The organism is Breoghania sp. L-A4, assembly GCF_003432385.1.
Taxonomy (GTDB): domain Bacteria; phylum Pseudomonadota; class Alphaproteobacteria; order Rhizobiales; family Stappiaceae; genus Breoghania.
In genome coordinates this window covers 165,061-178,279 of record NZ_CP031841.1, presented here as the reverse complement: position 1 = coordinate 178,279, position 13,219 = coordinate 165,061, and the positions used below count along the sequence as shown (strand labels likewise).

The following is a 13,219-nucleotide window of genomic DNA, read 5'->3' as shown; positions in this document are numbered from 1 at the left end:
ATGAAAGGGCTTCTGGCGGGTTGTCGAGGAATGTCTGCCTCCATGATGTTGGCGGCGAGTTCTACCGCTTCCCCGTGAACGCCACGGCCCTTGGCGCAAGGCGAGCGCTGTCCGCGCCGCTCACACACCCCAGAGCATGAAGTAATGCGCGATGATCTCGTTGAGCCGCTTCTTGCCGAAGCTCGGATCGTGCCCGCCGTGCACGATTGAGACGTCCAGCGCCTGCAGCTTGAGCATGGTCTCGATGTAATCCGGCACGCTCATGCCGGGGCCGTCGTAGATCAGCGGCCCGTCGTAGATCGCATCGCCGGCAAACAGGATTCCGGTCTTTTCCTCAAACAGCGCGATGCTGCCCGGCAAGTGCCCCGGCACATGCAGCACGGAAAACCGCCGGTCTCGCAGATCCACCACATCGCCTTCCTCGAGCAGGCCGGTCGCCGGAGCGCCTTGCAGATTGTAGGTTTTCGGGTCGTAGCCCGCATGGGGCAGGGCATCGATCAGCATCTCGCCGATCGGCGGATAGCCCGCCTCCTCGAACAGCCTCAGCAGTGAATCCGGGATCTCGTCGCGGATCAGCGTGTTCATGCCGCGCGGGCGCACCATGGCGTCGGCCTCGATCGGGTGCACCAGGCGGTGTTCGAACTCGTGCACGCCGCCGATGTGATCCATATGCGTGTGGGCCGAGACGCAGACGATGTCACTGAGCGGCTTGCGTGAGCGGCACAATCGGCACAATGCCCATTCCCGTGTCAATCATCAGTTCGCGGTCGCGGCCGCGCAGAAACACCATGTTCGCCTGCTCGAGCACATGCACATGCGGCTCGATGAGCATATGGGCGGTGTCATCCAGCGGTTTTCCGGAAAACCAGGCATCGGCGACGGGATAACTTTCGAGCGCGATCATGGAGCGCCTTTCACGACGGAGTGGCGTCTGACAGGCAAGTTCCAGACCACTCGCGGCCCAAACGAAAAAGGCCCGGGCGCAAGGCCCGGGCCAGTCTTCGGCCGGGGGAGGATCCGGCCTGCATTCAGGGTTGGAAGGGTCAGACGCGCTGGCTGCCCTGTCCAAACTCGGGGTAGGCTTCCACGCCGATTTCGACCTTGTCGAGACCCAGCGCTTCTTCCTCTTCGCTCACCCGGATGCCGATGGTGGCCTTCAGGATGAACCACACGATGCCGGAGGCGATCATCGTGAAGGCGCCGATGGCGACGATGCCGGTCAGCTGCACCGTGTAGCTGGCGTCCGAATTGGACCAGGCCACGATGAAGGTGCCCCAGATGCCCGCCAGAAGGTGGACGGGGATGGCGCCGACGACGTCGTCGATCTTCAGCTTGTCGAGCATCGGGACCGCGAAGACCACGATTGCGCCGCCCACGCCGCCGATGATGACCGCCTGCAGGACGGAGGGAGCCAGCGGCTCGGCGGTGATGGAGACCAGACCGGCGAGCGCGCCGTTGAGCGCCATCGTGACGTCGACCTTCTTGTAAAGGATCTGCGTCAGGATCATCGCCACGACAACGCCGGCGGCAGCCGCCATGTTGGTGTTGGCGAAGATGCGGGAGACGTCGGTGACGTCACCGATGGTGCCCATGGCGAGCTGCGAGGCGCCGTTGAAGCCAAACCAGCCGAGCCACAGGATGAAGGTGCCCAGGGTTGCCAGCGGCATGGAGGAGCCCGGGAACGGGGTCACCTGGCCGCCGGGGCCGTACTTGCCCTTGCGGGCGCCGAGGATCAGAGCGCCGGAGAGAGCCGCCCAGCCGCCGACCGAATGCACCAGCGTGGAGCCTGCGAAGTCGGAGAAGCCCATGACGTCGAGCCAGCCCGTGCCCCACTCCCACGAACCCGTGATCGGGTAGATGAAGCCGGTCAGGACGACGGTGAAGATCAGGAAGGGCCACAGCTTGATGCGCTCGGCCAGGGTGCCGGAGACGATCGAGGCGGTGGTGGCGCAGAACACCATCTGGAAGTACCAGTCCGACGCCGTCGAATAACCGGTGTCCAGCGAGTCGCCGCCCACCGCATCGAAGGAATAGGGGCCGAACGAGCCCATGAAGCCGCCGTCAACGCCGGTGTACATGAGGTTGTAGCCGGTGATCCAGAACATCAGGCCGGCAATGGAATACAGGGCGATGTTCTTCAGGCACTGCATGGACACGTTCTTGGAACGCACCAGGCCCGCCTCGAGCATGGCGAAGCCGGCCGCCATCCACATGACCAGGAAGCCGCCGATCAGGAACAGCAGCGTGTTGAAGATGTAGGCAGTGTCGGCCGCTTTCGCGAATTCCGGCGCCGCCGCTTCGGTGGCATCTTGCGCCAGCGCCGGAGACGCGGCGGCGATGATGCCAAGCGCGGTCAGAGACAGACCGCCAATAAGTGTGGATTTTTTCATAAAATTAGCCCTCGATTGGCACTTAGAGCGCTTCGGCGTCGGTTTCGCCGGTGCGGATGCGGACGACCTGATCGATCGAGTAGACGAAGATCTTGCCGTCGCCGATCTGACCGGTTTTCGCAGCGATGCTGATGGCTTCCACGACCTTGTCGACCGTGTCGGTGGCGACCGCCACCTCGATCTTCAGTTTCGGAAGGAAGCTGACGGCGTATTCCGTACCCCGGTAGATCTCGGTGTGACCTTTCTGGCGGCCGTAACCCTTTACCTCGGTAACGGTGAGACCCTGGACGCCGATCCCCGTGAGGGCGTCGCGCACCTCGTCGAGTTTGAACGGCTTGATAATGGCCATGACAATTTTCATGTTCGGTTCCCGTATCCTTCTTGTGAGCCGCCGGATCACGTCGCCGCCCCAGCCGCGACGCATGCAGGATGATCGGGCGGGCCCGATTTCCGGCTGCGACTTGCCCATCCCTATCAAGGTCCGTGCCAACACCGAATAAAACACCGAAAGGAGCGCCGCGGGGCACTCCTTGTTTTGCCACAAGCTATTGATTTAAAAAGTGTAAATTGCCGTTCTCGAAGACCGGCCTCGAGGCGCTGATTGAAAAACAGGCAAAGCCTGCGTTTTGATCAGATACTGTGCAGATTGCCTGCGCACGCCTGATTAAAAATTGTGCATTCGTGCAATGGCAGGCCGTCAGGCGCCAAACCCGCCCGAATCCAGGAACGCCTGCTCGGCGGCCGTCGTCGTGCGGCCCAAAACCTTGTTTCTATGCGGAAAACGTCCAAACCTGCGGATCACATCCATGTGCACCAGCGCATAGAAATACGTTTCCTGCTCGCCGTTCTGGCGGAACAGGTCGACCGAACGCTCCTGCGCGGCCATGTCTTCCGCGTGTTCGAAGGGCAGGAAGAAGAAGGCGCGCGCCACCGAAGGGAAGGCGCGATGAAAGCCACGCTCGAGCGACAGCGCCGCCAGATCCAGCGCCCTGGCGTCCATGGCGAAGGCGCGTGAATCCTCGCGGAACAGGTTGCGGGGCAACTGGTCGAGGTGGAGGATCAGCGCCAGCATGCCGTGCGGCGTCTCCGCCCAGCCGTCGAGGTCTCCCGCGGCCGCCCGCTCATGGCTGTCGAGAAACCGCGCCCGCAGGTCCGCGTCAAACTCGTCCGAACGCGCGAACCATTTGGCAGGTCCCGCCCGCCACCAGAAATCGAGAATGTCGAGAGGATCGGGATGCTGCATCGGACTTCCTTTGGTGTGGCGACAGGTTGACATATTCGCTGCCAAGCTGACATAGGCAGGAAGGCGGGGCGAGACAATTCCCGCGCCCGGCCACCCCTCGGCCGTGCCGCAAACGTGGACCATCGCATGCACAAGCCCGCCCCGACCCGACGCTCCTGGACCTGCGCGGCCTGATCTGCCCGCTGCCGGTGCTCAAGACCGCCAAGGCGATGAAACCGATGGCGGCGGGAGCCCGCGTGCTCGTCGAGGTCACCGATCCGATGGCGCGCATCGACATCCCGCATTTCTGCGCCGAGCACGGGCACCGGCTTGTCGCCACCGAGACGGTCTCGGCCGACGGCGGCGAGATCCTGCGGTTCACCATCGAGAAGGCATCGTAAAGCGCCGCGGACCGCCACAGGCTAACGCGTGTATGCGTCCATCGCCTTGGCCAGCCGGATGTCCTTGGCTGTCAGCCCGCCCGCGTCATGGGTCGACAGGGTAACCTCGACCCGGTTGTAGACATTGAACCACTCCGGGTGGTGATTGGTCTTCTCCGCCATCAGCGCCGCCCGCGCCATCCAGCCGAACGCTTCGCTGAACGAATTGAACATGAAGGTCTTGGTGATGGCGTCGCGGCCCTCGGCCATCGACCAGCCGTCGAGTGCGGCCAAGGCCTCGGCGCGCCCGGCCTCATTCAGCGTCGCGGCTTTCTCGCTCATTGCACCGTATCCTCCTGTTTGCCCACATTCCGCGCAACGATAGCATCCCCGCATCACTTTCCGCGCCCGCCATCCAATTCTCGCCACGGAACAGGCATTCACTGGGACCAGCGCCGCCCCGGCCGGGGCATGGATGGGGCGCCCCGCGAATCGCCGCGACCCGATCCAGATCAAGGCGCGCGGCCGTCTCCCGCGTTCTGATGGGGCCGGTCGCCGGGCCGTGCGGGGCCGACAACCCGGCGCGCCCGATCATCGGAATGAACACTGAGGAGTAGCCTTCAATGAGCGGAATTCGGATCGCACATGACGCGTGGGTATTGGTTGGGGACGGGGAGAAGGCCCTGTTCTTCCGCAATGAAGGCGACGGACTTTACCCCAATCTCAAGGTGATCCGCGTGCTGGAGCACGACAACCCCGCCAACCGCGAGCAGGCGGCCGACGCGCCGGGGCGGATGAGCGACGGGCCGAGCCCGCATTCCAGCTCGATGGAGAACACCGACTGGCACGTGCTGGAAAAGGAGCGCTTCGCGAAAACCCTGGCCGACGCACTCTACAAGGCGGCGCACAGGAACGAGTTCAAGCATCTGGTCCTGGTCGCCCCGCCGGTGGTGCTCGGCGCCCTGCGCAAGGCGCTGCACAGCGAGGTCTCCTCAAAGGTCACCGCGGAATTCGACAAGACGCTGACCAAGCACTCGGTCGCGGATATCGAGAAGATCCTCACCGCGCACGACTGAAGCGTTTCGCGTCAGATCACGCAGCGCTCGGGCGCGGGGCGGTTGTCCCGCACCCGCTCGTATCCGAAGACCGACAGATCGAGGGTGTCGAAGCGCCCCAGCGTGATCAGTTCGGCCACGGCGCGCCCGGCGGCCGGCGCCTGCTGCAAGCCGTGGCCGGAAAATCCGTTGGCGAAGAGAAAATTCGTCATCTCGGGATGCGTGCCGATCACCGCGTTCTGGTCGAGGCGGTTGTAGTCGTAATGGCCCGCCCAGGCCGGGCCCGGCTTGATCGCCTCGAACGCCGGCGCGCGTTCGGCCAGCGCCGGCCAGATGATCTCGTCGAACAGCGGCCAGTCCACATCGAAATCATCCGCGTCCGCGCGCGCGTCGGCCTCCGGCGCCGGAGAGACGCCGCAGATGTAGCCCGCGCCTTCCGGGCGCACATAGACGCCGCTGACATCGACCATCAACGGCAGGCGCGGCAGTTCCTCGCGGCACTGGAAGGTGAAGACGCAGCGCTTGCGCGGCTCCACGGGCAGTGCGATGCCGGCGAGCGCCGCCACATCGCCCGCGCCTGGCCCCGCCGCATTGACCAGCGCACCGCAGCCAAGCAGCGCCCCGGACGCAAGCCCGACGCCCGCGACCGACCCGCCGCGTGTATCGATCCCCGTCACCGCGTCGGTGATCAGCGTCACGCCCGCGGCCCTGCATGCGCTCTTCAGGCAGCCCAGCAGCAGATGCGCGTCGAACCAGCCCTCGCCCGAACGGCCGAAACAGCCCGCCGCCAGCCCGTCTGTGTTGATCCACGGAAACCGCTGCTTGAGCGCGTCCGGCGGCATCAGCGCGATATCCGCGCCCTCGGCGATCTGCAGCGCGTGACTTGCCGCCAGCACGGGATAGCCCGCCGCGCCGGCGAGCATCAGATAGCCGCCCTCGATGAGGCCGACGTCGGCGTCCGGCCCAAAACGGCTCTTGAGCGTGCGCAGAAACTCGAGCCCGAACAGTGACAGACGGATGTTTTCCGCCGTGGAGAACTGCTGGCGGATGGAGGCGGCGGACAATGTGGTCGCCGCCCGGCGGTAGGCGGGATCCTTCTCGATCACCGCGATGGAGCCAGAAAACCCCGGCTGCTGTGTCAGGAAATAGGCGGTGGACAGCCCGACCACGGCTCCGCCGACAATGACGACGTCGAAATTCTGAGTGGGCATGCGCGGGTTCCGAACCTAATTGAAGCCGACGGTAGATCATGCGCTTGGCAAAGCAAGTCGCGGCGATGCGGAACGGGGCAGGACGGCGCGCTCAGGAGCGGCGGGCGCGGATCGCCTCGCGAATGCGCCTGCGCAAATGATCGGCCGTCTCGCGCAGCCACCAGCCGAAACGGGCCAGCGTCCGGTCCAGCGCGTCGTCGGTGAGAAAACGCGGAGTGTCGCGGTAGAAAAGCCGGTGCGCCAGCAGCACGACCAGCCCCGTCAGACACCACGACAGCAGGCTATCGGACAGGAAATGCCCGCCGAAGGCCACCCGGTTAAGCGACACCGCGAAACCCAGCAGGCCGGCGGCGAGAGCGGTGGGAATGCGCCAGGCGCGCGGCACCACCAGCGCCAGCGCCAGAAACCACAGGCCCGACGCGCCCTCGCCGGAGACGAACGAGCAGTTGTCGGCGCAGTAATCGGTGAAGCGCCATACCGGAACATAGGGCAGATCGCCGCCGAACATCTCGACGTAGCGCGGCCGCGGCCGGCCGGAATAGCTCTTGAGGATGCCGTTGACCAGCAGCCCGGGACCCAGCGCCAGGGTGGTCAGCAGGAAGACCGGCGCGCGCAGGCCAACCAGCGGCGGGCGATCCGGCCAAGCCGCGCGGACAACCAGGATCAATGCCGAGATCCCGCCAATCAGCCAGACGAACGTCGGTCCCAATGCACGCAGGCGAACGAGTTCCGGCGTGCGCGCGGCCCAGAATCCCGAATCACTGTCATAAAACAAGCCGGAAAACCACAGATCGAGCCCGGGGAATGCGAGGAAAATGGCGCTTGTCACGGTGATCGCCACCAGGCAGGAAACGACCGGCGCATGCACGGCGCGGCGCGCGAGCAACCGGACGCGCGCCGCTAGTCGAATTCCCGCATATCGGAGCTTGCGCAAAAACACTATCGTCTGCGCGCTGTGCTTGTCCGCGTTCATGGATGGATGCTTCTCACGAAGTGACCAGGGCTTGCGCCCGGGACGCGCCATGCGGATGGACCGCGTGCGGCACGCTGGCTTTGCGTTTCTCGCCCTATCCATATGAACAAAACGCCTGTGGTACAATCATTCGATACAAGGTGTATCCGTCATGACCACCGTCGGCTTCTGGTACGATTTTGCCTCCTCCTACAGCTACCTGACCGCCATGCGCGTCGAGGCCGAGGCCACCCGCCGCGGTGTCGGGATCACCTGGGAGCCCTTCCTGCTCGGCCCCATCTTCGCGCGCCAGGGCTGGACGGATTCTCCGTTCAACCTGTTTCCCGCCAAGGGCATGAACATGTGGCGGGACCTTGAGCGCTCCTGCGACAAATACGGCCTGCCGCTGGTTCGCCCGGACGTTTTTCCGCAAAACGGCCTGACCGCGGCGCGGCTCGCGCTTCTGGGCAAGGATTTCGGCTGGACCGGCGCCTTCACCCGCGCGGTGTTTCATGCGGAATTCGGCGAGGGCAAGGACATTTCGCAGCCCGATCTGCTTGCCGGCATCCTGACGGAACTCGGCCTGGACGCCGACGAGCTGCTGGCCGAGACGCGCGAACCGGTGATGAAGGAAGCGCTCAAGGATCAGGGGCGCGAGGCGGACCGCATCGGCCTTTACGGCGCCCCCAGTTTTGTGACCAGCGACGGCGAACTGTTCTGGGGTAACGACCGCATGGACGACGCCTTCGACTGGCAGCTGACGCGGGCTTAAGCGGGCAGGCGACGAGCGTTCGTGATCACATCCATCTCCCGTCTCCGTCGCGAGAAACCGATCAGGGCATGGTCCTGCGCGATGAAGGCTCGGCGCATCGCGCAGTTGAACCAGACGCGCATCGACCTGATGCAACATTGAACCCGGAGCATTTGGAGAACGGGATTGGATTGCCCGGACTTCGCCGGGCAAAGACGTGGAGCGGACGGCGGGTCATGAGGAAGGGGAGCGCGCGGGACCAGAAACACTCGAACCGAGCCGTCGAAACCACCCCTTCCTCCGCCGTCATCACCCGGCGAAGCCCGGGTGATCCACCCTGCGTGCCGCTCGTGTCGACCCGAGACTAACACGCGATGCGGTGCACAGTGCCGCTTCGTGAACTCCGGCCCCGCAGATTGCTGGTGATCCGGACACGCAAAGTGTTGTATGTTCGGCGCACCGACGTTTCTTGGTGAGCGATCATGCTGTCCGACATCAGTTTCATTCCGCAAATCACGGTTCTGGCCGCCTTCACCCTGGCGGCGGCCCTTCTCATCGTCACGCCCGGACCGGACATGACGCTCACCGTTGGCAAGGCGCTGACGCAGGGCAGGGCCGCGGGCTTCGCCGCCATGTTCGGCGCCACCTCCGGAATCATCGTGCACACGCTTCTGGCCGCCTACGGCCTGTCCGCCCTGCTGGCGGCATCCGAGACGGCCTTCCTGGCGGTGAAAGTCGCCGGCGCACTGTATCTGGTCTGGCTGGCGGTGCAATCGGTGCGCAAGGGCTCTGCGCTGTCGCTGGACATGAAGCCCGAGCCGAGGCGCGGCATCGCCCGCGTCTGGCTGCAGGGCGTCGCGATCAATCTGCTCAACCCGAAAATCGTGCTGTTCTTCGTGACCTTCCTGCCGCAGTTCGTCAGCTCGGGCGACCCGGGCGCACGCGGCAAGCTGGTGTTTCTGGGGTTCTATTTCATCGCCCTGTCGATCCCGGCGGGCGCCGCGATGATTCTCACCGCCGAGCGGTTTTCCTCCGCCCTCAAGCGCTCTCCGAAGGTCATGAAGACCGTCGACTGGCTGTTTGCCGGGCTGATGGGCGCGTTCGCGCTGCGCATCGTCACCGCCGCCGCCAAATAGCGCGCCGCCCTATTCGCACGCGGCTGCCTTGGTCAGCGCCTGCAGCAGGTCAGCGGGCGCGAAGGGTTTGCCCAACGTGGCGCAGAAATCCGCCTTGCGCAGTCTCTTGGTGTCCGTAGGGCGCATACCCGCGGTCAGGGCGATGATCGGCAGCCGGCTCTCGCTCTCACGCATCAGGGCAGCCGTCTCGATGCCGTCCATATCCGGCATCTGCAAGTCCATGATCACCGCGTCGAACGGCTGCTGCGCGATGGCGTCGATCGCCTCTGGCCCGCTGGTCACGGCGTAAAAGCGCATGCCGAAGGATTCAAGAAAGGTGGTGATCAGCAGCCGGTTGATGGCGTTGTCGTCCACCACCAGCACGTTGAGCCCCAGGGGCAAGCCCTTGCGGACCACCTGTTGCTTCGCCGCATCCGTGTCCGCGACATCCGCGACGCCGCCGCGCAGGCGCGGGCAGGGGATGCGCAAGCTGAAGCAGGTGCCTTGCCCGGGCGTGCTGGAGACATCCAGCGTGCCCTGCAGACGTGTCGCCAGCGTCTTCGAGATCCACAGCCCAAGACCTGAGCCGCGTTGCAGGTTCATGCCCGACGCGCCCTGCGTATAGGGCGTGAACAACTCCGCCAGCTCGTCCGGCGCAATTCCCGGGCCTTCGTCGCTGACGCGAATCTCGATCGACCGGCCGTCGTTGGTCAGCGCCGCCGAAAGACGCACCGCGCCGTGCTTCGTGAACTTGATCGCATTGTCGAGCAGGTTTGACAGGATCCGGCGCACCGCGTTGGGATCGCCCTCGGCGGGAAAGCCCAGCGCATCGGCAATATCGGTCTCGAAGCGCACGTTCTTGGCGTGCGCCTGCGCCGAGAACATCGCGCCGATGCTGGTGAGGAACTCGCGCGGGTTCCAGACCATCGGCGAGCGGGGTTCCGGCGACACCTCGCCCGCCTCCTCCAGCAACTCGCCGGCCAGATCGTTCAACGCAGCCGCCGCCTGACGCAGCGTGTCCACATAGCGCGTTTGAATCGGGTTGAGCGGCCCGGCGGCCAGCAGATCGGCGGTCGCGGAGATCGCGCCCAGCGGCGTGCGGATGTCATGCACGATGACCGCCAGCGCCAGCGCCGTGTCGGGCTGTCCGGCTTCGCCGGGTGCCGCCGGTTGTGGCTGGCCGTTGGAGTCCGAAGTGCCGTGCGGCGCATCGCTCATGGGAAGAGGGTTCCGGGTGTGCACATGGTCGCGAAGCGGCGACGCGAAGCATTGCTTTTCCCAGCAATGACACAGCCGCGCGGGGCGGGTCAATTCGCGACCGGACACATTGCGTGCGGCGCGCGCCATTGCCGCCGCGGCTTTCGGAAGGCACGGCGGCGATTCTTTCCTTTGAAAGAAAACCGCTCTAGGTTGAACGTCTCCCGCCTGCGGCCGGGCCGCGCCGATGGATCCTGTCACGGCGCGCCCGCCACAGACCACTACGCCGTTCCCGGTAGTTCCATGATTTCCTATGACATCGTCGCCGTCGTCCTGCCGATCTTCGCGCTGATCGTCTTCGGCTTCGGCGCGGCGGTAACGAAGCTCCTGAACGAATCGGTCGGCGACGCGCTCGGCCAGTTCGTCTACGTCATCGCGATCCCGCTTCTGGTGTTCCGCACGCTGGCCACCGCCTCCTTCGACGGCGCCTCGCCTTGGGCGCTGTGGGCCGCCTATTTTTCGGGCGTGGCGATCATCTGGGCAACCGCGACCCTTCTCAGCCGGCGAATATTTCGCCGCGAGGCGCGTTACGGGGTGATCGGCGGCATTTCCGCGGGCTTCGCCAACACGGTGCTGGTCGGCATTCCGGTGGTCTCAGCCACCTTCGGCGATACCGGGCTGGTGCCGCTGTTCGTCATCCTGTCGGTGCATCTGCCGGTGATGACGATCGCCAGCACCATTTTGATGGAGCGCGCGGCAGTGACCGACGGCACCGAGGAGCCCAAGCCGCTTCTCCAGACGCTGATCGGCATCACCCGGAACCTGCTCGTCAATCCGCTGGTCATCGGCATTCTGGCCGGCGCCGCGTGGCGCACCGCGGGCCTACCGCTGACCGGGCTGCCGGCCGACGCCATCGGCAAGATCGCCAATGCCGCCATTCCCGTGGCCCTGTTCTCGCTCGGCATGAGCCTGCGACGCTACGGCATTCGCGGCAATCTCGCCCCGGCCATCGTCATGACCGCGCTCAAGATCGTCGGGCTGCCGGTGATCGTCTATCTGCTCACGCTCTATGTGTTCAAGCTGCCGCCGCTGTGGGTGCAGGTCGCCACGCTGACCGCGGCCTGTCCGACCGGCATCAACGCCTATCTCTTCGCAACCCGCTTTGGCACCGGCCACGCGCTGTCGTCCAACACCATCACGCTGTCGACCGGCGGCGCCGTGCTGTCCATCGGCCTGTGGATGAAGTTTCTGGGCGTGATGTAAGGGACTACAGCCCCACCATCCGCCGGATGTCGCCCGGTGTGGCGCCGTCGGCGCGCAGCGACGCCAGGCTGGCGGCGCCGGCGGATTTCGACAGTTTGCCGCCGTCCGCATCCAGGATCAGCCGGTGGTGGTGGTAGACGGGCGCGGGCAGATCAAGCAGCGCCTGCAGCACCCGATGTACGGATGTGGCGGCAAACAGATCCCGTCCGCGCACCACATGGGTGATTCCTTGCAGCGCGTCGTCGACGACCACCGAGAGGTGATAGCTGGTGGCGACGTCCTTGCGCGCCAGCACCACATCGCCCCAGAGCTCCGGCCGCGCCGCAACCGTGCCAGCATCGCCGTCCGGCCCCACGCCGGTCTCATTCCATGCGAGATCGCGGCCGACGCGGGCCAGCGCGCCAGCCATATCGAGCCGCAGGGCGTAGGGCGCGTCCTCCCTAAGACGTCTGGCGATTTCGGCCTCCGGCAAGATCGCCGCATCACCGGGAAACAGCGGCGCGCCATCGGGATCGCGCGGCCAGGTCTCGCCCGCCGCCTCTCGCGTCTCCACGAAGGCGCGGATCTCGCCGCGTGTGGGGTAGGAGCGATAAATCAGCGCATCATCGTCGAGCAGCTGAAGCGCGCGGGTGAAATCGCCGAAAAATTCCGACTGCCTGCGCACCGGCTGCTCCCAGTCCAGCCCCAGCCACGCGAGATCCTCGTAGATCGCGGTCTCGAAATCCGGCCGGCAGCGGGTGACGTCGATGTCCTCTAGCCGGAGCAGCAGCCGTCCTTCCGCGGCGCGCGCCATGTCCGCGTTGAGCAGCGCCGAATAGGCATGGCCCAGGTGCAGAGGGCCGTTGGGCGAGGGGGCGAAGCGAAAGACGGGCCGCACGGGGATATCCGGTTTGTGAAACACCCTGTCCTATCAGGCTTTGGCGGCGTCGTGAAATATGCCATTCAGGGGCATGCAACCATGCGGAGGCGGCCATGGCGGTGATCGCGAACGAAGCGGACGTGCGCGCGGGGCTTGACCAGCTTCTTGCGCTCGATCCACGCCTGGCGCCCGTGGCGGAGCGCGCCGGTCCCTTGCCGCTGCGCCGCCGCGCGGCCGATTTTCGCGGCCTGGCGCATATCATCACCGGCCAGCAGGTGTCGGTGGCCAGCGCCAGCGCGATTTTTTCGCGCCTCGAGGCGCTCGCCGATCCCTTCGAGGCTGATGTGATCCACGCGCTGTCGGACGCGGAGATCGCCGGCGCGGGCCTGTCGAAGCCGAAGATCCGTGCGCTTCGCGCCGTGGCGGCGGCGCTCAGCGACGGGCTCGATCTGGCGGCGCTGGCGGAAACGGACGCGGTGAGCGCGCACAAGACCCTGTGCGCCATCCACGGCGTGGGCCCGTGGACGGCGGACATCTTTCTGCTGTTCTGCGCCGGCCACCCCGATATCTTTCCCGCGCGCGACATCGCGCTACAGAACGCCGTGCGCGACGCGTTTTCGCTCGAGACCCGTCCGGATCCCAAGGCGCTCGACGCCATCGCCGAAGCCTGGACGCCGTGGCGGGGCATCGCCGCGCGGCTCTTTTGGGCCTATTATCGGGTCATGAAGCAGGGGCGCGACGGACTGCCCGTTTAGAGTCCATTGCCTCTGGCTTGCGGCCATCCCATGTCAACCGAGGACCACGTTTCATGCGGGGAGGAAACC

At 65.6% G+C, this 13,219-nt stretch carries 16 protein-coding genes; 6 read left to right on the top strand and 10 right to left on the bottom strand.

What is annotated here, in order from left to right:
- Positions 1-120: 120 nt before the first annotated feature.
- The 5 genes from D1F64_RS00865 to D1F64_RS00845 form a co-directional block, all read right to left on the bottom strand.
- Entirely contained in the window at positions 121-669 is a 549-nt protein-coding gene (locus D1F64_RS00865) for an MBL fold metallo-hydrolase (RefSeq protein ID WP_117410873.1), read from the bottom strand.
- A gap of 28 nt (positions 670-697) precedes the next feature.
- Positions 698-904: a hypothetical protein gene (locus D1F64_RS00860; RefSeq protein WP_117410872.1), complete on the bottom strand. Its 207-nt coding sequence runs from the start codon at positions 902-904 to the stop codon at positions 698-700.
- Between the two features lie 139 nt (positions 905-1,043).
- Positions 1,044-2,390 carry an ammonium transporter gene (locus D1F64_RS00855; protein WP_117410871.1) on the bottom strand — a complete coding sequence of 449 codons (1,347 nt, stop codon included), beginning with the start codon at positions 2,388-2,390 and terminating at the stop codon, positions 1,044-1,046.
- 22 nt (positions 2,391-2,412) lie between these two features.
- On the bottom strand, positions 2,413-2,751 hold the full coding sequence (locus tag D1F64_RS00850) for a P-II family nitrogen regulator (protein WP_117410870.1): 339 nt from the start codon (positions 2,749-2,751) through the stop codon (positions 2,413-2,415).
- Between the two features lie 336 nt (positions 2,752-3,087).
- Complete coding sequence (locus D1F64_RS00845; protein ID WP_117410869.1) at positions 3,088-3,633, bottom strand: DUF924 family protein; 546 nt, start codon at positions 3,631-3,633, stop codon at positions 3,088-3,090.
- A gap of 155 nt (positions 3,634-3,788) precedes the next feature.
- Between D1F64_RS00845 and D1F64_RS00840 the strand changes: the two genes are divergently transcribed.
- Positions 3,789-4,013 (top strand): sulfurtransferase TusA family protein, encoded by a 225-nt coding sequence (locus D1F64_RS00840; RefSeq protein WP_117410868.1) that lies wholly within the window; start codon positions 3,789-3,791, stop codon positions 4,011-4,013.
- Positions 4,014-4,034: 21 nt separating this feature from the next.
- On the opposite strand, the gene D1F64_RS00835 is transcribed toward D1F64_RS00840, so the two are convergent.
- A complete protein-coding gene (locus tag D1F64_RS00835) occupies positions 4,035-4,334 on the bottom strand; it encodes a 4a-hydroxytetrahydrobiopterin dehydratase (protein ID WP_117410867.1) in 300 nt (99 codons plus the stop codon).
- Positions 4,335-4,615: 281 nt separating this feature from the next.
- Here D1F64_RS00835 and D1F64_RS00830 point away from each other — a divergent pair, with 281 nt between their 5' ends.
- Complete coding sequence (locus D1F64_RS00830) at positions 4,616-5,068, top strand: host attachment family protein (RefSeq protein ID WP_117410866.1); 453 nt, start codon at positions 4,616-4,618, stop codon at positions 5,066-5,068.
- Between the two features lie 11 nt (positions 5,069-5,079).
- Here D1F64_RS00830 and D1F64_RS00825 read toward each other — a convergent pair whose 3' ends face one another.
- Together D1F64_RS00825 and D1F64_RS00820 are read right to left on the bottom strand one after the other, a co-directional pair.
- Positions 5,080-6,258 (bottom strand): FAD-binding oxidoreductase, encoded by a 1,179-nt coding sequence (locus D1F64_RS00825; RefSeq protein ID WP_117410865.1) that lies wholly within the window; start codon positions 6,256-6,258, stop codon positions 5,080-5,082.
- Positions 6,259-6,349: 91 nt separating this feature from the next.
- Positions 6,350-7,231: a phosphatase PAP2 family protein gene (locus tag D1F64_RS00820; RefSeq protein ID WP_117410864.1), complete on the bottom strand. Its 882-nt coding sequence runs from the start codon at positions 7,229-7,231 to the stop codon at positions 6,350-6,352.
- Between the two features lie 151 nt (positions 7,232-7,382).
- Here D1F64_RS00820 and D1F64_RS00815 point away from each other — a divergent pair, with 151 nt between their 5' ends.
- Both D1F64_RS00815 and D1F64_RS00810 read left to right on the top strand, forming a co-directional pair.
- Entirely contained in the window at positions 7,383-7,982 is a 600-nt protein-coding gene (locus tag D1F64_RS00815; RefSeq protein WP_117410863.1) for a 2-hydroxychromene-2-carboxylate isomerase, read from the top strand.
- Between the two features lie 461 nt (positions 7,983-8,443).
- Positions 8,444-9,097 carry a LysE family translocator gene (locus tag D1F64_RS00810; protein ID WP_205470601.1) on the top strand — a complete coding sequence of 218 codons (654 nt, stop codon included), beginning with the start codon at positions 8,444-8,446 and terminating at the stop codon, positions 9,095-9,097.
- 9 nt (positions 9,098-9,106) lie between these two features.
- On the opposite strand, the gene D1F64_RS00805 is transcribed toward D1F64_RS00810, so the two are convergent.
- The gene (locus D1F64_RS00805; RefSeq protein ID WP_162901216.1) at positions 9,107-10,294 is read right to left on the bottom strand and encodes an ATP-binding protein; all 1,188 of its coding nucleotides are present in this window, start codon (positions 10,292-10,294) and stop codon (positions 9,107-9,109) included.
- Positions 10,295-10,576: 282 nt separating this feature from the next.
- Between D1F64_RS00805 and D1F64_RS00800 the strand changes: the two genes are divergently transcribed.
- Entirely contained in the window at positions 10,577-11,536 is a 960-nt protein-coding gene (locus D1F64_RS00800) for an AEC family transporter (protein ID WP_205470600.1), read from the top strand.
- A 4-nt stretch (positions 11,537-11,540) separates the two neighbouring features.
- On the opposite strand, the gene gluQRS is transcribed toward D1F64_RS00800, so the two are convergent.
- A complete protein-coding gene (gluQRS, locus tag D1F64_RS00795; protein WP_117414325.1) occupies positions 11,541-12,419 on the bottom strand; it encodes a tRNA glutamyl-Q(34) synthetase GluQRS in 879 nt (292 codons plus the stop codon).
- 89 nt (positions 12,420-12,508) lie between these two features.
- Between gluQRS and D1F64_RS00790 the strand changes: the two genes are divergently transcribed.
- A complete protein-coding gene (locus D1F64_RS00790; protein ID WP_117410861.1) occupies positions 12,509-13,150 on the top strand; it encodes a DNA-3-methyladenine glycosylase in 642 nt (213 codons plus the stop codon).
- The last annotated feature ends 69 nt before the right edge of the window (positions 13,151-13,219 follow it).

What these genes read in the sequence shown, in the direction of transcription:
- D1F64_RS00865 (WP_117410873.1), bottom strand. Translation starts at nt 669, where the DNA reads ATGGATCACATCGGCGGCGTGCACGAGTTCGAACACCGCCTGGTGCAC.
- D1F64_RS00860 (WP_117410872.1), bottom strand. Translation starts at nt 904, where the DNA reads ATGATCGCGCTCGAAAGTTATCCCGTCGCCGATGCCTGGTTTTCCGGA.
- D1F64_RS00855 (WP_117410871.1), bottom strand. Translation starts at nt 2,390, where the DNA reads ATGAAAAAATCCACACTTATTGGCGGTCTGTCTCTGACCGCGCTTGGC.
- D1F64_RS00850 (WP_117410870.1), bottom strand. Translation starts at nt 2,751, where the DNA reads ATGAAAATTGTCATGGCCATTATCAAGCCGTTCAAACTCGACGAGGTG.
- D1F64_RS00845 (WP_117410869.1), bottom strand. Translation starts at nt 3,633, where the DNA reads ATGCAGCATCCCGATCCTCTCGACATTCTCGATTTCTGGTGGCGGGCG.
- D1F64_RS00835 (WP_117410867.1), bottom strand. Translation starts at nt 4,334, where the DNA reads ATGAGCGAGAAAGCCGCGACGCTGAATGAGGCCGGGCGCGCCGAGGCC.
- D1F64_RS00830 (WP_117410866.1), top strand. Translation starts at nt 4,616, where the DNA reads ATGAGCGGAATTCGGATCGCACATGACGCGTGGGTATTGGTTGGGGAC.
- D1F64_RS00825 (WP_117410865.1), bottom strand. Translation starts at nt 6,258, where the DNA reads ATGCCCACTCAGAATTTCGACGTCGTCATTGTCGGCGGAGCCGTGGTC.
- D1F64_RS00820 (WP_117410864.1), bottom strand. Translation starts at nt 7,231, where the DNA reads ATGAACGCGGACAAGCACAGCGCGCAGACGATAGTGTTTTTGCGCAAG.
- D1F64_RS00815 (WP_117410863.1), top strand. Translation starts at nt 7,383, where the DNA reads ATGACCACCGTCGGCTTCTGGTACGATTTTGCCTCCTCCTACAGCTAC.
- D1F64_RS00810 (WP_205470601.1), top strand. Translation starts at nt 8,444, where the DNA reads ATGCTGTCCGACATCAGTTTCATTCCGCAAATCACGGTTCTGGCCGCC.
- D1F64_RS00805 (WP_162901216.1), bottom strand. Translation starts at nt 10,294, where the DNA reads ATGAGCGATGCGCCGCACGGCACTTCGGACTCCAACGGCCAGCCACAA.
- D1F64_RS00800 (WP_205470600.1), top strand. Translation starts at nt 10,577, where the DNA reads ATGATTTCCTATGACATCGTCGCCGTCGTCCTGCCGATCTTCGCGCTG.
- D1F64_RS00790 (WP_117410861.1), top strand. Translation starts at nt 12,509, where the DNA reads ATGGCGGTGATCGCGAACGAAGCGGACGTGCGCGCGGGGCTTGACCAG.